This window comes from Pseudomonas sp. HMWF021 (assembly GCF_003061005.1).
Lineage (GTDB): Bacteria > Pseudomonadota > Gammaproteobacteria > Pseudomonadales > Pseudomonadaceae > Aquipseudomonas.
Genome location: NZ_QAIK01000095.1, coordinates 28,029 through 45,524 on the forward strand (window position 1 = coordinate 28,029; position 17,496 = coordinate 45,524).

General features: G+C 61.3%; 18 protein-coding genes and 2 pseudogenes. 7 read left to right on the plus strand and 13 right to left on the minus strand.

Annotated elements, in window-relative coordinates; genetic code table 11:
- Nucleotides 1-1,042: pseudogene (gene metE / locus DBR18_RS29130) on the plus strand (5-methyltetrahydropteroyltriglutamate--homocysteine S-methyltransferase); the annotation flags it as partial.
- Nucleotides 1,043-1,165: 123 nt separating this feature from the next.
- Here metE and DBR18_RS12645 read toward each other — a convergent pair.
- The gene (locus DBR18_RS12645; RefSeq protein ID WP_108590562.1) at nucleotides 1,166-2,101 is read right to left on the minus strand and encodes a Ppx/GppA family phosphatase; all 936 of its coding nucleotides are present in this window, start codon (nucleotides 2,099-2,101) and stop codon (nucleotides 1,166-1,168) included.
- On the opposite strand from DBR18_RS12645, the gene DBR18_RS28130 reads away from it, so the two are divergent.
- From DBR18_RS28130 to map, 3 genes are all read left to right on the plus strand, one after another.
- Nucleotides 2,100-2,312, plus strand: coding sequence for a hypothetical protein (locus DBR18_RS28130; RefSeq protein WP_146188757.1), 213 nt, complete (start codon nucleotides 2,100-2,102; stop codon nucleotides 2,310-2,312). The two genes, DBR18_RS12645 and DBR18_RS28130, sit on opposite strands and share 2 nt — an antisense overlap.
- 209 nt (nucleotides 2,313-2,521) lie before the next feature.
- Nucleotides 2,522-2,749 (plus strand): ParD-like family protein, encoded by a 228-nt coding sequence (locus tag DBR18_RS12655; RefSeq protein ID WP_003225727.1) that lies wholly within the window; start codon nucleotides 2,522-2,524, stop codon nucleotides 2,747-2,749.
- A complete protein-coding gene (gene map, locus DBR18_RS12660; RefSeq protein WP_108590563.1) occupies nucleotides 2,746-3,537 on the plus strand; it encodes a type I methionyl aminopeptidase in 792 nt (263 codons plus the stop codon). The genes DBR18_RS12655 and map overlap by 4 nt, the downstream gene beginning before the upstream one ends.
- A 210-nt stretch (nucleotides 3,538-3,747) precedes the next feature.
- Here the strand turns inward: map and DBR18_RS12665 are convergent, their stop codons facing one another.
- The 5 genes from DBR18_RS12665 to ribBA form a co-directional block, all read right to left on the minus strand.
- A complete protein-coding gene (locus DBR18_RS12665; RefSeq protein ID WP_108590564.1) occupies nucleotides 3,748-4,902 on the minus strand; it encodes an ABC transporter ATP-binding protein in 1,155 nt (384 codons plus the stop codon).
- Nucleotides 4,903-4,919: 17 nt separating this feature from the next.
- Nucleotides 4,920-5,729 (minus strand): ABC transporter permease, encoded by an 810-nt coding sequence (locus DBR18_RS12670; protein ID WP_025111627.1) that lies wholly within the window; start codon nucleotides 5,727-5,729, stop codon nucleotides 4,920-4,922.
- Between the two features lie 6 nt (nucleotides 5,730-5,735).
- Complete coding sequence (locus tag DBR18_RS12675; RefSeq protein ID WP_177482377.1) at nucleotides 5,736-6,680, minus strand: ABC transporter permease; 945 nt, start codon at nucleotides 6,678-6,680, stop codon at nucleotides 5,736-5,738.
- A complete protein-coding gene (locus DBR18_RS12680; RefSeq protein WP_003225720.1) occupies nucleotides 6,677-7,702 on the minus strand; it encodes an ABC transporter substrate-binding protein in 1,026 nt (341 codons plus the stop codon). Before DBR18_RS12680 ends, DBR18_RS12675 begins: the two co-directional genes overlap by 4 nt.
- A gap of 319 nt (nucleotides 7,703-8,021) precedes the next feature.
- Nucleotides 8,022-9,131: a bifunctional 3,4-dihydroxy-2-butanone-4-phosphate synthase/GTP cyclohydrolase II gene (ribBA, locus tag DBR18_RS12685; RefSeq protein WP_098964285.1), complete on the minus strand. Its 1,110-nt coding sequence runs from the start codon at nucleotides 9,129-9,131 to the stop codon at nucleotides 8,022-8,024.
- Nucleotides 9,132-9,200: 69 nt separating this feature from the next.
- Between ribBA and DBR18_RS12690 the strand changes: the two genes are divergently transcribed.
- Nucleotides 9,201-9,494, plus strand: a complete 294-nt coding sequence (locus DBR18_RS12690; protein ID WP_108590566.1) for a DUF1330 domain-containing protein — start codon at nucleotides 9,201-9,203, stop codon at nucleotides 9,492-9,494.
- A 110-nt stretch (nucleotides 9,495-9,604) separates the two neighbouring features.
- Here DBR18_RS12690 and DBR18_RS12695 read toward each other — a convergent pair whose 3' ends face one another.
- The 7 genes from DBR18_RS12695 to DBR18_RS12730 all read right to left on the minus strand — a co-directional run bounded on the left by DBR18_RS12695 (nucleotide 9,605) and on the right by DBR18_RS12730 (nucleotide 14,925).
- The gene (locus DBR18_RS12695; RefSeq protein WP_108590567.1) at nucleotides 9,605-10,168 is read right to left on the minus strand and encodes an NUDIX hydrolase; all 564 of its coding nucleotides are present in this window, start codon (nucleotides 10,166-10,168) and stop codon (nucleotides 9,605-9,607) included.
- 1 nt (nucleotide 10,169) lies between these two features.
- Nucleotides 10,170-10,922 (minus strand): GntR family transcriptional regulator, encoded by a 753-nt coding sequence (locus tag DBR18_RS12700; protein ID WP_007968636.1) that lies wholly within the window; start codon nucleotides 10,920-10,922, stop codon nucleotides 10,170-10,172.
- Nucleotides 10,923-10,980: 58 nt separating this feature from the next.
- A complete protein-coding gene (locus DBR18_RS12705; RefSeq protein ID WP_095125671.1) occupies nucleotides 10,981-11,370 on the minus strand; it encodes a carboxymuconolactone decarboxylase family protein in 390 nt (129 codons plus the stop codon).
- Nucleotides 11,371-11,493: 123 nt separating this feature from the next.
- Nucleotides 11,494-11,979 carry a flavin reductase family protein gene (locus DBR18_RS12715; protein WP_108590568.1) on the minus strand — a complete coding sequence of 162 codons (486 nt, stop codon included), beginning with the start codon at nucleotides 11,977-11,979 and terminating at the stop codon, nucleotides 11,494-11,496.
- A 12-nt stretch (nucleotides 11,980-11,991) separates the two neighbouring features.
- On the minus strand, nucleotides 11,992-13,473 hold the full coding sequence (locus DBR18_RS12720) for an aldehyde dehydrogenase (RefSeq protein ID WP_108590569.1): 1,482 nt from the start codon (nucleotides 13,471-13,473) through the stop codon (nucleotides 11,992-11,994).
- Nucleotides 13,470-14,303: an alpha/beta fold hydrolase gene (locus DBR18_RS12725; protein ID WP_103484453.1), complete on the minus strand. Its 834-nt coding sequence runs from the start codon at nucleotides 14,301-14,303 to the stop codon at nucleotides 13,470-13,472. Before DBR18_RS12725 ends, DBR18_RS12720 begins: the two co-directional genes overlap by 4 nt.
- Nucleotides 14,304-14,334: 31 nt before the next feature.
- Complete coding sequence (locus DBR18_RS12730) at nucleotides 14,335-14,925, minus strand: amino acid synthesis family protein (RefSeq protein WP_025111640.1); 591 nt, start codon at nucleotides 14,923-14,925, stop codon at nucleotides 14,335-14,337.
- A gap of 462 nt (nucleotides 14,926-15,387) precedes the next feature.
- Between DBR18_RS12730 and DBR18_RS12740 the strand changes: the two genes are divergently transcribed.
- Both DBR18_RS12740 and DBR18_RS29135 read left to right on the plus strand, forming a co-directional pair.
- Nucleotides 15,388-16,431, plus strand: coding sequence for a YCF48-related protein (locus tag DBR18_RS12740; protein ID WP_108590570.1), 1,044 nt, complete (start codon nucleotides 15,388-15,390; stop codon nucleotides 16,429-16,431).
- 50 nt (nucleotides 16,432-16,481) lie between these two features.
- A pseudogene (locus DBR18_RS29135) lies at nucleotides 16,482-17,496 on the plus strand (RND family transporter); the annotation flags it as partial.

Consider the following 17,496-nt stretch of genomic DNA (forward strand, 5'->3'; position numbering starts at 1 on the left):
GTTCACCCGGCGCATTGCCAAGCAGCGCGCTGGCCTCGATCTGCCGCTGTTCCCGACCACCACCATCGGATCGTTTCCGCAGACTGCGTCGATTCGTCTGGCGCGTCAGTCGTTCAAGCAGGGCAAGCTGAGCGCAGCCGAATACACCGAAGCGATGTACAGCGAGATTCGCCACGCCGTGCAAATTCAGGAGCAGTTGGGCCTTGATGTGCTGGTGCACGGAGAAGCCGAGCGCAACGACATGGTCGAGTACTTCGCCGAGCAACTGGACGGTTACGTGTTCACCCGTTTCGGTTGGGTGCAGAGCTACGGTTCGCGCTGCGTGAAACCGGCGGTGATCTTCGGTGACTTGAGCCGCCCGAAAGCCATGACCGTGGACTGGATCCGCTACGCCCAAGGCCTGACCGACAAGGTGATGAAAGGCATGCTGACGGGGCCGGTGACCATGCTGATGTGGTCGTTCCCCCGCGAAGACGTGTCCCGTGAGGTGCAGGCGCGGCAACTGGCGCTGGCGATTCGTGATGAAGTGGTGGACCTGGAAGCTGCCGGAATCAGGATCGTGCAGATCGATGAAGCGGCGTTCCGTGAAGGCTTGCCGCTACGTCGCGCGCAATGGCAGCACTATCTGGACTGGGCGACTGAAGTGTTTCGTCTGTGCGCCTCGGGTGTACGTGACGAAACCCAGATTCACACCCACATGTGCTACAGCGAATTCAACGATGTGATCGAGTCCATCGCGGCGATGGATGCCGACGTGATCACCATCGAAACCTCGCGCTCGGACATGGAACTGCTCGACGCCTTCGAGGCCTTCGCCTACCCGAACGAGATCGGCCCGGGCGTCTACGACATCCACTCGCCACGGGTGCCGGATGCCTCGGAGATGGCTAACTTGCTGCGCAAGGCAGCGCAGCGGATTCCGGCTGAGCGGTTGTGGGTCAACCCTGACTGCGGACTGAAAACCCGAGGCTGGCCGGAGACTGAGGCGGCGCTGGTACACATGGTTGCCGCCGCCCGTCAGTTGCGCAAAGAACTGGCCTGAAGCGCTAACTCCGTCTCTGTGGGAGCGGGCTTGCTCGCGAAAGCGGAGTGTCAGCTAAATGATTTTCGACTGACACTCCGCCTTCGCGAGCAAGCCCGCTCCCACACAGGAGTGTGCTGGGTGTCAGTGCCGGCTCATCAATCCATGCAGCACACCCAGGCGCAGCCCCGGCTCCGACGGTGACATCTGCGAAATGCCGAATACCTTGAACGCCGCCAGCATCAGCACCAGCCCACCCGGCAGGATGCTCTGGCGATGCGGCTGCAAGCCTGCCAGCTTCAACTGCTGAACGTTCTTCACCTTCAGCAGCAACAGCGACAAACGCAACAACCCGCCATAGGTGATGCCATCCTGGCCGAAGTCGTTCAAGCGATTGGCCTTCAGCACTTTCGCCAGCATCCGCGCCGTGCCGGACGAGCCAATCGTCTGCTGCCAGCCCTGCGCACGATAGCGACGGGCGACTTTCTCGAATTGCAGGATCGCCACGCGCTCGGCTTCCTGCAGCGCACCAGGAGCAATGCGTCCGTCGGGGAAATAGCGTGCGCCCAGTGTGCCGCTGCCGATGGCGATGCTTTCGGTGAGCAGCGGTTGTGTACCCTGGCCGAGAATCAGCTCGGTGGAACCGCCACCGATATCGACCACCAACCGCATGTCTTCAGCGCCCGGCAGGGAATGGGCGACGCCGGCATAGACCAGTTGCGCCTCTTCATGGCCGGAAATCACATCGATGCGAAACCCCAGATGACGTTCGGCGCTGTGCAGAAACAACTGCGCATTGTCGGCCTCGCGCACCGCGCTGGTCGCCACAGCCCGCACCTTGCCGGCCTCGAACCCGCGCAGCTTCTTGCCGAACCGCGCCAAGGCCTGCCAGCCCCGATCCAGCGCCATTTCGTCCAGAGCGCCACCGTCAAAACCTTCGGCCAGCCGCACCGGTTCACGCAGGGTTTTGACCTCCTGAATCATCAAGCCTTTTCGACTGCGAACCGACTGGCCGATCATCAGGCGAAACGCATTCGAGCCCAGGTCGATGGCGGCAAACAGCGAGGCGTCTTCTTTCATGGGAATCCCTGCAAAACATCCGTCGAAGGCTCAAGACGGTTTGCGAGGATTCTGCGGTGCGCTTGATGACATCCTGATGACGGGGCAGGGGCGGTTCAGTGAATTGTTGGCTGTCATGACACTGTCATTATCCGGCGTCTATCCTGAGCCCAATACATCGCGTGTTCTTAAAGTTTTTTGCTGCCTCTTTGGGCAGCTTTTTTTTGCCTGAAATTCCACACGTATCCCCCAAAACCAACACAAAACCCCTGTAGGAGCTGCCGAAGGCTGCGATCTTTTGACTTTGTTTTTGAAGAACAAAAGATCGCAGCCTGCGGCAGCTCCTGCACGGCTATGTCAGTGGGTTTGCGGAGTGTATTTGCAATTCGGCGCCAGGCTGGCTAATATACGATCCATATACACTTCGTATCGGATTCGGATATGGGCATCGTAAAGATTTCAGAAGACATGCACGAGAACCTGCGCATCTCCAGTAACGCGCTCAGCCGCTCGATCAACGCGCAGGCCGAGCACTGGATGCGCATCGGCATGCTCGCCGAGCTGCACCCCAACCTCGACCACAGCGCCATTTGCCGCTTGCTGATCCGCGCCGAACAGAACGGCGGGCTGGATCTGCATCAACTGACTCAGGAAGCCGTCAGCGCATGAGAAACCAGATCAAGATCAACACCCCTGCCGAAATCGCCCAGTCACGCGCGGCCGGCAAACTCGCCGCTGAAGTGCTGGCGATGCTGGTGCCCCATGTGAAGGCCGGCGTGACCACCGATGAGCTGGATCGCCTGTGCAACGACTACATCGTCAATGTGCAAAAAGCGATTCCCGCCAACGTCGGTTATCACGGCTTCCCGAAAACCGTCTGCGCTTCGGTCAACGACGTGGTGTGCCATGGCATCCCGTCGGGCACACCGCTGAAGGACGGCGACATCGTCAACCTCGACATCGCCGTGCTCAAGGACGGCTGGTTCGGCGACACCAGTCGTATGTACGTGGTGGGCGAGGCGACGCCTGAAGCGCAGCACCTGATCAAGACCACTTACGACGCGATGTGTGCCGGTATTCGCATGGTGCGCCCCGGCGCCACATTGGGCGACATCGGCCATGCGATCCAGAGCCTGGCGGAGAAGGAAGGTTTCAGCGTGGTGCGCGAGTATTGCGGGCATGGCATCGGCAAGGTCTACCACGATGAACCGCAGATCCTGCATTACGGTTTCCCCAATCAGGGCATGAAGCTCAAGGCGGGGATGATTTTCACCGTCGAGCCGATGCTCAATGCCGGCAAGCGCCATGTGAAGAACATGCCAGATGGCTGGACGGTGCTGACCAAGGACGGCTCGTTGTCGGCGCAGTGGGAGCATATGGTCGCGGTGACGGAGACAGGCTTTGAGATCCTCACCGCCTGGCCGGACGAGATCGAAGGATTTACCCCGATCAACTGAACACCACCAGACCCCCTGTGGGAGCGAGCCTGCTCGCGAAGAGGCCGTGTCAGTCAGCATTAATGTTGAATGACGCACCGTATTCGCGAGCAGGCTCGCTCCCACCGTTGAAATGCAATCTTCTGTAGGAGCTGCCGAAGGCTGCGATCTTTTGATCTTTGAAAAGCAAAATCAAAAGATCGCAGCCTGCGGCAGCTCCTACACGGATTGTCAGTGGGAACTGGCGGCTTTATTGAGGTCGCTCTCAGCCCATTCGGTGTAGACGCAGGCATCCGCCGTGGCCCAGCGCACTCGCACCGGGTCGCCAGCCTTGAGCGGCATGCCCGCCGCCGACAACGCTTTGACCGTCATCGAAGTCCCGCCCGAAGTGACCACGCTGCAAGTCTGGCTTTCGCCAAGGAACAGCACCTCCACCACCTGCGCCGACACCTCATTCCAACCCGCCGCCAACGGCTCGTCACTCGCCTGCTGCACGCTCAGCGCCACAGCCTTTTCCGGGCGTACCATCAGCAGCACATCCTGATCGGTATGCAAGCCGGCGGTCAGGCGAATCGACAACGACTGCCCCTCAAAACTCGCCGCCGCATTGCCTTGGGCCTTGAGCTTGAGGAAGTTCGAGTTGCCAAGGAAAGACGCGACAAACGCATTCGGCGGGTTCTGATACAGGTCATATCCGCTGCCCAACCCGACGATCTTGCCGTGACTGAAAATCGCGATGCGCTGCGACAAACGCATCGCTTCTTCCTGATCGTGGGTCACGTAAACAATGGTGATGCCCAGGCGCCGATGCAGCTGGCGCAGTTCATCCTGCAAGTCTTCACGCAGTTTTTTATCCAGCGCCCCCAGCGGTTCGTCCATCAGCAGAATGCGTGGCTCGTAAACCAGCGCCCGGGCGATGGCGACCCGTTGCTGTTGTCCGCCAGACAACTGCGAAGGGCGGCGATGGGCGAATTGTTCGAGCTGCACCAGTTTCAGCATCGCGTCGACACGCTTGTCACGTTCAGCGGCGGCGAGTTTGCGGATCGCCAGCGGGAAGGCGATGTTGTCGCGCACCGACAGATGCGGGAACAGCGAATAGCGCTGGAACACCATGCCGATGTCGCGCTTGTGCGGCGGCACATTGACCAGCGACTGACCGTTGACCAGGATCTCGCCGCTGCTTGGGGTTTCGAAGCCGGCGAGCATCGACAGCGTGGTGCTTTTGCCCGAGCCGCTGGAGCCGAGGAAGGTCAGGAACTCGCCGTCCTTGATGTCCAGCGAGATGTTGTCGACGGCGGCAAAGTCGCCGTAGTGCTTGTTCAGATTGCGCAGGCTGACCAGGGGTTTGTCGTTCTGCTGGGATGCGTCTTTGATCACGGCACTCATGTCGTACTCCTGGGCGCTCAGGCGCTGATTTCGTTGCGCCGGCGCAGTGCGGCGGCGATCACCATGACCAACACCGACAGGCCGATCAGCAGCGTCGAAGCGACGGCGATCACCGGGGTCAGGTCCTGGCGCAAAGTGGTCCACATTTTCACGGGAAGGGTTTGCAGGGTCGGGCTGGCCATCATCACGCTGAGCACCACTTCGTCCCACGAAACCAGAAAGGCGAAGAGGGCGCCGGCCACCATGCCCGGACGGATCGCCGGGAACGTCACCTTGAACACCGCTTGCAGGCGTGAGGCGCCGCAGATCACCGCTGCGTCTTCAATCGACTGATCGAACAGCTTCAGCGAGTTGATGATCGAGATGATGGTGAATGGCAGCGCGACGATCACATGGCTGACGACAAAGGCGAACATGGTCCCGGTGTAACCGAGCTTGAGAAACAGCGCGTACACCGCCACGGCGATGATCACCAGCGGCACGATCATCGGCAGGGTGAACAGGCCGTAGAGCATTTCCCGGCCGGGAAAACGCCCGCGCACCAAGGCAAATGCCGTCGGCAAACCGAGGGCCACGGCGCAGATCGTGGTCAGCACGGCAACCTTGAGGCTGGCCGCCGCAGCGTTCATCCAGTCGGCGTTGGAGAAGAACTGGCCGTACCATTTCAGCGTCCAGCCTGGCGGCGGGAACACCAGCCACTGCGACGAGCCGAACGACAGCAGGACGATGAACACGATCGGTAGCAGCAGGAACAAACCGATCAACCCGGTGGTTGCATACAGGCCGAAACGCATCCGCCGGCTCATGGCATTGGGAGTCAGGAGCATCTCGGCTTACCTCGCGTTGCTGGCGCCAACCGGGGATTCCGGCTGAAGCTTCAGGTAGAAATAGAACAGCACCAGCGTGATCGCGATCAGCAACGCGGCGCCGGCACTCGCCAGGCCCCAGTTGAGGAACGATTGCACCTGCTGAATGATGAACTCCGGCAGCATCATGTTCTGCGCCCCACCGAGCAGCGCCGGGGTGACGTAGTAACCGAGCGACATCACGAACACCATCAACCCGCCGGACGCCAGACCCGGCCGGCACAGCGGCAGGAACACCCGGAAGAAATTGGTCCAGGGACTGGCGCCGCAGATCGAGCCGGCCTGCAGGATCATCGGGTCGATGGCCTGCATGGTCGCCTGCAACGGCAGGACAATGAACGGGATCATGATGTAGCTCATGCCGATCACCACGCCGGTCAGGTTGTGCACCATTTCCAGCGGCTGATCGATGATGCCCAGCGCCATCAGGGCCTTGTTGATCACCCCCGAGGCTTGCAGCAATACCAGCCACGAATAGGTGCGGGCGAGCAGGCTGGTCCACATCGACAGCAGCACGATGTTGAGGATCCAGCGTCCCCAGCCGCGGGGTACCAGAGTGATCGCCCACGCCAGCGGAAAGCCCAGCAACAGGCTGAAAATCGTCACCAGCCCGGCCACCGAAAAGGTGTTGAGCAGCACCCGTGCGTACGCCGAGTTGGCGAACAGTTGTTCGTAGTTGCCAAGGCCCGGAGTCGGTTCGAGCACGCCGCGCAGCAGCAGGCCAATCAACGGCGCAAGAAAGAACAGGCCGAGGAACAGCAGTGCCGGAGCGAGGTTGCCGGCGCCGCGCCAGCGTTGTCTGAGGGACGGGGCTTGCGCCATTGCACTGGCCTTGCCTGTGGCCGGACCGGCAGCGCTCGTGGCGCTCCCGGTGGCAGTGGAGGGACGGGACGCAGTGGCCGCCATTTTCATTTGACCAGCCATTCGTTCCACCGTGTCGCGATGGCTTGACCGTTCTTGGCCCAGTACGCGAAATCAAGAGTGATCTGATCCTTAGCGTAGGCAGTCGGCAGGTTCGGGGCCAGCACCGAGTCCAGGCGCGCCACGCTGTCGACGTTGACCGGGGCGTAGGCGGTCAGGTTGGAGAAGTCGGCCTGGCCTTTGGCACTGCTGGCGTTGGCCAGAAACTTCATCGCCGCGTCCTTGTTTTTCGAGCCTTTTGGAATCACCAGAATGTCGGCCATGACCAGGTTCTGTTTCCAGCTCACGCCCACCGGCGCGCCGTCTTCCTGCAGGGCGTGAATCCGGCCGTTCCAGAACTGGCCCATGCTTGCTTCACCGGAGGCCAGCAGTTGCTGCGACTGCGCGCCGCCGCCCCACCAGACGATGTCTTTCTTGATGGTGTCGAGTTTCTTGAAGGCGCGATCCAGATCCAGCGGGTAGAGCTTGTCAGCCGGCACGCCGTCGGCCAGCAGCGCCAGTTCGAGCACGCCGGGGCTCGGCCATTTGTACAGAGCGCGTTTGCCGGGGTAGGTCTTGGTGTCGAACAGGGCGGTCCAGTCCTGCGGCTTGGCGGCGCCGAGCTTGCCCTCGTTGTAGCCGAGGACGAAGGAGAAGAAGAACGAGCCGACGCCGTAATCGCTGACGAAACGCGGGTCGATCTTGTCGCGCTGGATCACTTTGAAGTCGAGGGGTTCGAGCAGGCCTTCAGCGGCGGCGCGCAGGGCGAAATCGGCTTCGACGTCGACCACGTCCCACTGCACGTTGCCGCTCTCGACCATGGCTTTGAGTTTGCCGTAGTCGGTGGGGCCGTCCTGGACAACAGTGATGCCGCTGGCCTTGCTGAACGGATCGGCCCAGGCCTGTTTCTGCGCATCCTGGGTGCTACCGCCCCAGCTGACAAAGTTCACACTCTCGGCGGCCATCGCGGCCTGGCCGGTCACGCTCAGCAGTCCCGCAAAAAGGATTGCGGTTGCAGCTTTGTTCAACACCATTTTTACGCCCTCATTGTTGTGTTTTTGAGCGGGCTTGCGTTGTTGCCAGCCTGTCGGGAGCAGTAGCCGGACGGTTTTTCAGGTCGCCCGGTCTATGGAATATCATATTATGGTATTCCAAACTTTGTGCAAGCACTTTGCCTTACCGGTTATCTGGCGAATCTGTTTTTTGTGAGCTCGGCGGAATCCATTTGAAATGCAAAACCCTGTAGGAGTGAGCCTGCTCGCGATAGCGGTGTGGCATTCAGCAATGATGTTGGATGATTCACCGCTATCGCGAGCAGGCTCACTCCTACAGGGGAGTTGTGTTTGGCGTGGGTTATTCGGTGAAGGGAATGCTCTCGACCACTTCCAGGTCGTACCCGGTCAACCCCGCATACTTGAGCGGCGGCCCCAGATGCCGCAGCTTGCCCACCCCCAGGTTCTGCAGAATCTGCGCTCCGGTACCCACCTCCGAATAAATCCGCGATTGCGAGCGGCTGAACTGCCGCGGTGGCTGGGTCAGTTGCGGCACGCGCTCCAGCAGCGCCTGTGATGACTCGTGATTGGCCAGCACCACGACCACACCATGACCTTCAGCCGCAACCCGTTGCAGCGCCGCCCACAGCGTCCAGTTGCTTGGCCCGCTGTACTCGGCGCCGACCAGATCACGCAGCGGATCGATCACATGCACGCGCACCAGTGTCGGTTCCTCGCGACGCAGATCGCCCATGACCATCGCCATGTGCACGCCACCCTCGATGCGGTCTTCGAAAGTGATCAAGCGAAAAGTGCCATGCACCGTGGGCAACTCACGCTCGCCAATGCGTTCGATGGTGTGCTCGGTGCTCAGGCGATAGTGGATCAGGTCGGCGATGGTGCCGATCCTGATCCCGTGCTTGCGCGCGAACACTTCCAGGTCCGGACGGCGGGCCATGGTGCCGTCGTCGTTCATCACCTCGACGATCACAGAGGCCGGGGTGAAACCGGCGAGGCGCGCGAGGTCGCAACCGGCCTCGGTGTGGCCGGCGCGGGTCAGCACGCCACCTTCCTTGGCGCGCAGCGGGAAGATGTGCCCGGGTTGCACCAGGTCTTCGGCGCGTGCGTCCTTGGCGACGGCGGCTGCGACCGTACGCGCACGGTCAGCCGCAGAAATGCCGGTGGTGACGCCAACCGCCGCTTCAATCGATACGGTAAATGCGGTGCTGAACACACTGCCGTTGCTCGGCACCATTTGCTCCAGGCCCAGACGCTGGCAGTGCTCGTCGGTCAGCGTCAGGCAGATCAACCCGCGCGCTTCACGGGCCATGAAGCTGATGGCCTCGGGTGTGCAGCAGTCGGCGGCCAGAAGCAGGTCGCCTTCGTTTTCCCGATCTTCGTCATCGACCAGCAGGACCATTTTGCCGAGGCGATAATCTTCGAGGATTTCTTCGATGCTGTTGAAGGCCATGCTGGACTCTCAGGGTTTGTTGGAAATAATATTGGTATACCATAATACAAAACCAACAAAGAGGTCACTATGAAGGCGTACTGGATTGCCCACGTGGATGTCGACGATGCCGAGCACTACAGCCAATACACCCAGCGCGCACCGGCCGCGTTCGCCGCTTTCGGCGCGAAATTTTTAGCGCGTGGTGGGCGCAGTGAAGCGCTGGAGGGCAGAACTACTCCTCAGCGTAGCGTGGTGATCGAATTCGAGAGCTACGAGCAGGCGCTGGCGTGTTACCACTCGGCGGCGTATCAGGAGGCGAAAAGCTATCGCGAGGAATGGGCGCGGGCGGAGATCGTCATCGTCGAAGGCCTGGCGCCGTAACCCCTGTAGGAGCTGCCGCAGGCTGCGATCTTTTGATCTTGTTTTTAGAATCAAAATCAAAAGATCGCAGCCTGCGGCAGCTCCTACAGGGATCGAGTAGAGATCGGGTATCAGCGGATAAAGTGGATCTTCCCGCTGTCATCATTGCCCATGTAGATCCCGTACACCCCGGCCTGACGCTCCTCGATGTAGCGCTCGAGAATCTGCCGGATCGCCGGGTAATAGATCTGCTCCCACGGAATGTCTTCGGGGGCGAAGAACTTGTAATCCAGGGTCTCGGGGCCGAACTGGCCGGTGATCTCCAGCGCGATGGCGCGGAAGATGATGTACACCTCGCTGATCTTCGGCACGCTGAAGATCGAATACGGCGAGACAATTTCCGCACGCACGCCGCTTTCTTCCCAGACTTCACGCAGCGCCGCCTGCTCGGTGGTTTCACCGCTTTCCATGAAGCCGGCCGGCAGCGTCCAGGTGCCCGGGCGCGGGGGGATCGCCCGTTGGCACAAAAGGTATTTGCCGTCCTGCTCGATGATGCAGCCGGCGATGATCTTCGGGTTGACGTAATGGATGTAGCCGCAGCCGCGGCACATCAGGCGCTCGTGCGTATCGCCCGGCGGTACCTGCTGACCGAGGTCAGAGCCACCGCATTTCGGGCAAAAGCTCGGGCTGAACATGTCAGTGACCTATGCGTGGTTCTTTCAGCGCGATGGGCAGGGTGATGTTCGGCGTGGCGCCGGTCTCTTCCTGTTTGCGCTTGAGGTAGTCGAGGGCCACGGCGGCCGCAGCGCGTACGTGATCGACGCAGGCCTGATGCGCCGCCAGCGGATCACCGCTCTTGATCGCCTCGACCATTTTTTCCATCTCGTGGTTACTCGCGCCGCGACGGTTTTCCTGGGACACCGAGGTCGCCCGCAGGTAGCTGATGCGCGCCTGCAACTGGCGCAATTGAGTGGCCGCAACGTGGTTGCCCGAGCCTTCGAGCAGCACGTCGTAAAAGCCCTGCACCGAGTCGATCACCTGTTGCAGTTCGCCGTCCTTGAGCGCCTTGCGGTTCTCGTCGAGGGCTTTTTCCAGGGCCTTGATGTCCTTGGCCTTGGCGCGCAGGGTGAACAGCTGGACGATCAGGCCTTCGAGCACACAGCGCAGCTCATAGATGTCGACCGCATCGGCGAGAGTAATGATCGCCACCCGTGGGCCTTTGGCATCGGCAAACTCGACCAGGCCTTCGGACTCCAGGTGACGCAAGGCTTCGCGCACCGACGTGCGGCTGACACCGAGGCGATCGCACAGATCGCGCTCGACCAGACGATCACCGGGCATGAGCTGAAAATTCATGATCGCGCTACGCAGTTTGTCCAGCACGATTTCGCGCAGGGTAACGGGGTTGCGATTGACCTTGAAGCTGTCGTCGAGTGGCTGGCGTTTCATGGGGTCCGCTCTTTAAGTTGGCTGTCCATGCCAGACGGGCATCTAAACAGCCGAGGGGTTAACTGGAGGCCTCGGCGTCGGCTTCGGCGAAGGCTTCACGGGCGAGCCGGAAACTGTCCACGGCTGCCGGGACGCCGCAATAAATACCGACCTGAAGCAGAATTTCGCGTATTTGCTCACGACTCAGGCCGTTACGCAAGGCGCCGCGCACATGCAGCTTGAGTTCATGCGGGCGGTTGAGCGCCGAGATCATCGCCAGGTTGATCATGCTGCGCTCCTTGAGCGACAAACCCTCGCGCCCCCAGACATGGCCCCAGCAATATTCGGTGACCATTTCTTGCAGCGGACGGGTGAAGTCGTCCGCGTTGTCGATGGAGCGCTGCACGTAGGCTTCGCCCAGCACCTGGGTGCGGATCTTCAGGCCTTTTTCGTACTTTTCGTTATTCATCATGCCTCCAGTTCCCCCACCTGTAGGAGCTGCCGAAGGCTGCGATCTTTTGATCTTGCTTGTAAAAATCAAAGTCAAAAGATCGCAGCCTGCGGCAGCTCCTACAGGGGATCTATGTATTCATCAGGCCAGGGTCGGCAACGGCCCGAGCTTGCCCTTGTGATAAATCATTGGCGTCACCGGTTGCTCGGGCAGGATCAGGTTCTTCACTGCGCCGACAATGATCGCGTGATCACCACCGTCGTATTCACGCCACAACTCGCACTCGATGATCGCCGTGGCCTTGGCGAGGATCGGGTTACCCAGTTCGCTCAAATGCCACTCGATGCCGTTGGCCTTGTCCTTGCCTTTACCGGCGAAGGCGTAGGCCTCGGCGGTCTGGTCGGCGGACAGCAAATGGATCGCGAACTTCTTGCTGTCGCGCAGCACCGGGTAGGTGTCGGAAGCATAGTTGGGGCAGAACAGCACCAGCGCCGGATCAATCGACAGCGCACTGAAGGCGCTAGCGGTGATGCCGACGATGGCGCCATCCGGGTCGAGGGTGGTGACCACCGTGACCCCGGACGGAAACGAGCTCATGACGTCTTTGTAAATGCCGGGTTCGATCATGTCGCAGGACTCCTAGCGCATCACAAACGGATCAGGCATCGGTGCCTGAGAGAGGTTGATCCACACCGTTTTCAGTTCGGTGTAGGCCAGCACCGAATCGATGCCGCTTTCGCGTCCATAGCCACTGTTCTTGAAGCCGCCGATCGGCGCCATCGCCGACACCGCGCGGTAAGTGTTGACCCAGATGATCCCCGAGCGCACATCCCGCGCCAGACGATGAGCGCGGCCCAGATCGCGAGTCCAGATGCCGGCGGCGAGGCCGAACTGCGAGTCGTTGGCGATCGCCAGCGCTTCGGCTTCATCCTTGAAACGGATGACCGAAGCCACCGGGCCGAAGACTTCTTCCTGCATGATCTTCATCGAGTTGCGGTCGCACTCGAACAGCGTCGGCTCGTAGAACCAGCCGTCACCGAGATCAGCCGGACGCTTGCCGCCGGTGCGCAACCGCGCGCCTTCAGCGATGGCATCGGCGACCAGGCCTTCGACCACCGCCAATTGCTGCGCGGTGGCCATCGGGCCCATCTCGCTGTGGTCTTCCTGCGGGTTGCCGATGCGGATGCGCTGGGCGCGTTCGACCAGACGGTTGACGAACTCGTCGTAGATTTCGTCCTGCACCAGCAGGCGTGAACCGGACACGCAGCTCTGACCCGAGGCGGCGTAGATCCCGGCGATGGCGCCGTTGATCGCGCTGTCCAGATCGGCGTCGGCGAAGATGATGTTCGGCGACTTGCCGCCCAGTTCCAGCGACAGTTTGGCGAAGTTTTCGGCGCTGCTGCGCACCACGTGCCGGGCCGTGGCCGCGCCGCCGGTGAAGGCGATCTTGCGGATCAGCGGATGGCGGGTGAGGGCGGCGCCGGTGCTCGGGCCATAACCGGTGACAACGTTGACCACACCCGGCGGAATCCCGGCTTCCAGGGCCAGGCGTGCCAGCTCAAGGATGGTTGCCGAAGCGTGTTCCGACGGTTTGATCACAATCGTGTTGCCGGCGGCGAGGGCCGGCGCCAGTTTGATCGCGGTCAGGTACAGCGGGCTGTTCCACGGAATGATCGCGGCGACCACACCCATCGCTTCGTGCACGGTGTAGGCAAACAGGTCGGGCTTGTCCAGCGGCAGGGTGCCGCCTTCGAGCTTGTCGGCCAGGCCTGCGGTGTAATGGAAAAACTCCGGCAGGTAACCGACCTGGCCACGGGTTTCGCGGATCAGCTTGCCGTTGTCGCGGCTTTCCAGCTGCGCCAGTTGTTCCTTGTTTTCCGCGATCAGGTCACCGAGACGCCGCAGCAGTTTGCCGCGTGCGGTGGCGGTGAGGCCGCGCCAGGCCGGGCTATCGAATGCGCTTTGTGCCGCTTGCACGGCGCGTTCGACATCGGCTTCATCGGCGTCAGGCAGCTCGGCCCAGGCCTGAGCGCTGGCCGGGTTGAGGCTTTCGAAAGTCTTGCCGGAGAGGGCGTCGACCCATTCTCCGCCGATGCACATCTGGAAGCGTGCGAGTGTCATGCAACGATCCCCTTTATATGGTTTTGTCGGGAGTGTGCGTATTCGAGAAATTCCAGCAGCGTCTGGTTGACCAGACGCGGCGACTCTACCGGCATCATATGCCGTTGCTCGGGCAGCACCGCAACCTTCGCACCGGGGATGCGTCGGGCCAGTTGCTCGGCCATTTCCGGGGTGGAGCCGGGGTCGAGTTCGCCGGTGGCGATCAGCGTCGGTGCCTGGATGCTGCCCAGGTCGTCGGCGCGGTACATGTCCTGGGTGGCGAACAGTTCGTAAGTGGTCAGGTAACCCTGCGGGTCGTTGCCAGCCAAGGTCTGACGAATGGCCGCGATCTGCGCCGGGTTGGCCGCCTGATATTCGCGGCTGAACCAGCGCGACAGCGCCGCTTCGGCATTGGCATCCGGCCCGTGTTCCGCAGCTTGTGCAGTGCGGGCGATGACCCCGGCGCGCTGTTCTTCGCTGCGGTTGAACACGCTGTTCAGTACCACCAGGCTTTGCAGACGCTCCGGGTAATGCAGGGCAAACGCCCGCGCCACCAGGCCGCCCATGGAGAAACCGATCACCGCTGCCTGGGGCAGATTCAAGTGATCGAGCAGCTCCAGCAACTGATCGGCATAACCGAGCAGGCCGGTGCCGCTGGCCGGGCGCGGGCTGGCGCCGTGGCCGAGCATGTCGTAGGCGATCACCCGGTATTGGGCAGACAGGCCAACGATCTGGCCGCCCCACATTTCTTTGTTCAGGCCCACGCCGTGGATCAAGACCACGGGCTGGCCTTGGCCGGTCGCCAGGTAACTGGTGCCAGCCGGGGTGAGTTCAGCGGTGAGCCGAATCATGGAGCGCTCCTGCAATGCCTTTTTATTGTGATTACTGGGCTTTTTCGGCGGCCAGTTCTTCCAGATCGATGTAGCGGTTGCCGATGCGCGGGTGCAGGCGGCCACCGTCGGCGCACCCGAGCACCACGACGATTTCGTCGGCACGCGGCGCGTCTTCGATCTGCATTTCCAGAGTGATGTAGTGCGAACGCTGGCCTTCGTCGTCCTTGTGCATCATTGGGATCTGGATCGACGTGCCCGGGCCGCCACGCTTGTTGGTGAAGCTCAGGTAGCTCTTGGCCTTGACCGCTTCGCGGTAGTGGTTGCCGAAACGCAGGGTGTGGATCACGGCCGAGGCGTGTTCGATTTCGCCGTCGGCGCCGACCACTGCCGCTTTGCCGTAAGCCTCGATCTTCTCGGCGCCGCCGATGATGCCCACCAGACGCTCGACCATCATGGCGCCGAGGTCGGAGCAGTTGGCGCGGATCTGCGGTTTCAAATCCTCGACGAAGCCGTTGCCGACCCACGGGTTCTTCATCACCACGGCCAGACCGACCATGGTCACTGGCTTGTCCGTGGCCTTGCCGCCTTCGATGAAGGTTTCTTCGACATAGCTGACGATCTTGCGAATTTCGAAACTCATGAGCTGCTCCGTAGGGGGATTGAGAGTGTCTGTGCGTCTGATGGTATACCATAATACCGATCGTGCAAGTCCCCCACGCAAGATTTGCCGCATCCATCCGGCGAATGGCAGCGCATTCATCCGCCACCACAATTCCCCTAAGCACCATTAATCCCTGTGGGAGCGAGCCTGCTCGCGAAAGCGTTGGGTCAGCCAATAAACAGGGTGACTGGTACACCGCCTTCGCGAGCAGGCTCGCTCCCACAATGGAAATCAGCGTTGGTAGAGGGCCGCTTTTGGTTAACAAAAGATAACGTGGCGCCGATTGTCAGACGTTTCCAAAGCCCGATAGGATGAGCCAGCTTCCCAAGGCGCTCTGGACTGCGGGTTTCACGGCTATGCTTGTGACCCATCAGTCACCACGAGCACCCTTGCGGCGCCCTAAGGCCGAACGGCCTAACAATAATAAATAGGGGAAGGTCTATGAGTCGTTGCCGCCCGCCGGCGTTACGCAACACCGCGTTGCTGGCCACAGCACTCACTCTGCTGGGCTGTGCTGCCTTGTCGGCACCCGCGCTGGCCGCCGAAGCGCCGGCCGACGGGGTGTATTCCACCGAATCGGCCAAAGCCGCAAAAAGCCTGATGCTCGATGTCGTCCACGCCGGCACCCGCCTGGTGGCGGTCGGTGATCGTGGGCACATTCTCTATTCCGATGACCAGGGCAAGACCTGGACTCAAGCCAAAGTGCCGACCCGGCAACTGCTGACGGCGGTGTACTTCGTCGATGACAAGCACGGCTGGGCGGTGGGCCACGACGCGCAGATCCTCGCCAGCGAAGACGGCGGCCTGACCTGGAGCAAACAGTTCGAAGACCTCAAGCGCGAAGCACCGCTGCTCGACGTCTGGTTCCAGGACGTCGACCACGGCGTCGCCGTAGGCGCCTACGGGGCCTTGCTGGAAACCACCGATGGCGGCAAGAACTGGCAGGACGTCAGCGACCGCCTCGACAACCAGGACCAGTTCCACCTCAACGCCATCGCCGCCGTCAAGGACGCTGGTCTGTTCATCGTCGGCGAGCAGGGCAGCATGTTCCGCTCCCCGGACTGGGGCCAGACCTGGGAAAAACTCCAGGGTCCGTACCAAGGCTCGCTGTTCGGCGTGATCGGCACCGCGCAAGCGCAAACCCTGTTGGCCTACGGCCTGCGCGGCAACCTCTATCGCTCCACCGATTTCGGCAGCACCTGGCAACAGGTCGAACTCAAGGCCGCGCGCGGTGCGCTGGAGTTCGGTCTGTCCGGCGCCACGCTGCTTGCCGACGGTTCGATCGTGATCGTCGGCAACGGCGGCTCGGTGATCAGCAGCAGCGACAACGGCGAAACCTTCAGCGTGTTCAACCGCCCGGACCGCATCTCGCTGTCCTCGGTAACGGCAGCCGGCGACGGCAATCTGATTCTGACCGGGCAGGGCGGCGTGCACACCACGCAGCTAAACGGCGCCGAAATCAATAATAAGAAGGCGGGGCTATGACTTCCTTGATCACTCCTCAGCAGGACAAAGCGACGCTCCTCGAACGTCTGATTTTCAACAACCGCCCGGCCGTGATCCTGATCTGCCTGGTGGTCAGCATTTTCCTGTTCTGGCAAGCCACGCTGATTCGCCCGTCCACCAGTTTCGAAAAAATGATCCCGCTCAAGCATCCGTTCATCGAGAAGATGATGGAGCACCGCAACGATCTGGCGAACCTGGGCAACACCGTGCGCATTTCGGTGGAAGCCAAGGACGGCGACATCTTCTCCAAGGAGTACATGGAGACGCTGCGCCAGATCAACGACGAGGTGTTCTACATCTCCGGTGTCGACCGCTCCGGCCTCAAGTCGCTGTGGAGTCCGAGCGTACGCTGGACCGAAGTCACCGAAGAAGGTTTTGCCGGCGGCGAAGTGATCCCGCAGAGCTACGACGGCTCGCCGGACAGCCTCGACATGCTGCGCAACAACGTCCTCAAATCCGGGCAGGTCGGGCGACTGGTGTCCAACGACTTCAAGTCGAGCATCGTCGACATCCCGCTGCTGGAGTCTTACCCGGACCCGCAGGATCAGGGCAAGCTGCTGGCGCTGGACTACCGCCAGTTCTCCCATGAACTGGAAGACAAGATCCGCAACAAGTTCGAAGCGCAGAACCCCAACGTCAAGATCCACATCGTCGGTTTCGCCAAGAAGGTCGGAGACCTGATCGACGGCCTGGTGATGGTGGTGATGTTCTTCGGCATCGCTTTCGTCATCACCCTGATCCTGCTGCTGTGGTTCACCAATTGCCTGCGCAGCACCGTCGCGGTGTTGAGCACCACACTGGTGGCGGTGGTCTGGCAGCTCGGGCTGATGCACTTCTTCGGGTTCGGGCTGGATCCGTATTCGATGCTGGTGCCGTTCCTGATCTTCGCCATCGGCATTTCCCACGGCGTGCAGAAGATCAACGGGATCGCCCTGCAATCGAGTGAAGCGGACAACGCCCTGACGGCGGCGCGGCGCACTTTCCGGCAGCTATTCCTGCCGGGGATGATCGCGATTCTCGCCGACGCCGTGGGCTTCATCACCC

Excerpts from the sequence above, each read along its gene's own strand:
- DBR18_RS12720 (WP_108590569.1), bottom strand. The coding sequence starts at position 13,473 with ATGACACTCGCACGCTTCCAGATGTGCATCGGCGGAGAATGGGTCGAC.
- DBR18_RS12690 (WP_108590566.1), top strand. The coding sequence starts at position 9,201 with ATGAAGGCGTACTGGATTGCCCACGTGGATGTCGACGATGCCGAGCAC.
- DBR18_RS12645 (WP_108590562.1), bottom strand. The coding sequence starts at position 2,101 with ATGAAAGAAGACGCCTCGCTGTTTGCCGCCATCGACCTGGGCTCGAAT.
- DBR18_RS12695 (WP_108590567.1), bottom strand. The coding sequence starts at position 10,168 with ATGTTCAGCCCGAGCTTTTGCCCGAAATGCGGTGGCTCTGACCTCGGT.
- DBR18_RS12680 (WP_003225720.1), bottom strand. The coding sequence starts at position 7,702 with ATGGTGTTGAACAAAGCTGCAACCGCAATCCTTTTTGCGGGACTGCTG.
- DBR18_RS12730 (WP_025111640.1), bottom strand. The coding sequence starts at position 14,925 with ATGAGTTTCGAAATTCGCAAGATCGTCAGCTATGTCGAAGAAACCTTC.
- ribBA (WP_098964285.1), bottom strand. The coding sequence starts at position 9,131 with ATGGCCTTCAACAGCATCGAAGAAATCCTCGAAGATTATCGCCTCGGC.
- DBR18_RS12740 (WP_108590570.1), top strand. The coding sequence starts at position 15,388 with ATGAGTCGTTGCCGCCCGCCGGCGTTACGCAACACCGCGTTGCTGGCC.
- DBR18_RS12655 (WP_003225727.1), top strand. The coding sequence starts at position 2,522 with ATGGGCATCGTAAAGATTTCAGAAGACATGCACGAGAACCTGCGCATC.
- DBR18_RS12665 (WP_108590564.1), bottom strand. The coding sequence starts at position 4,902 with ATGAGTGCCGTGATCAAAGACGCATCCCAGCAGAACGACAAACCCCTG.
- DBR18_RS28130 (WP_146188757.1), top strand. The coding sequence starts at position 2,100 with ATGGGAATCCCTGCAAAACATCCGTCGAAGGCTCAAGACGGTTTGCGA.
- DBR18_RS12675 (WP_177482377.1), bottom strand. The coding sequence starts at position 6,680 with ATGAAAATGGCGGCCACTGCGTCCCGTCCCTCCACTGCCACCGGGAGC.
- DBR18_RS12700 (WP_007968636.1), bottom strand. The coding sequence starts at position 10,922 with ATGAAACGCCAGCCACTCGACGACAGCTTCAAGGTCAATCGCAACCCC.
- DBR18_RS12670 (WP_025111627.1), bottom strand. The coding sequence starts at position 5,729 with ATGCTCCTGACTCCCAATGCCATGAGCCGGCGGATGCGTTTCGGCCTG.
- DBR18_RS12705 (WP_095125671.1), bottom strand. The coding sequence starts at position 11,370 with ATGAATAACGAAAAGTACGAAAAAGGCCTGAAGATCCGCACCCAGGTG.
- DBR18_RS12715 (WP_108590568.1), bottom strand. The coding sequence starts at position 11,979 with ATGATCGAACCCGGCATTTACAAAGACGTCATGAGCTCGTTTCCGTCC.
- map (WP_108590563.1), top strand. The coding sequence starts at position 2,746 with ATGAGAAACCAGATCAAGATCAACACCCCTGCCGAAATCGCCCAGTCA.
- DBR18_RS12725 (WP_103484453.1), bottom strand. The coding sequence starts at position 14,303 with ATGATTCGGCTCACCGCTGAACTCACCCCGGCTGGCACCAGTTACCTG.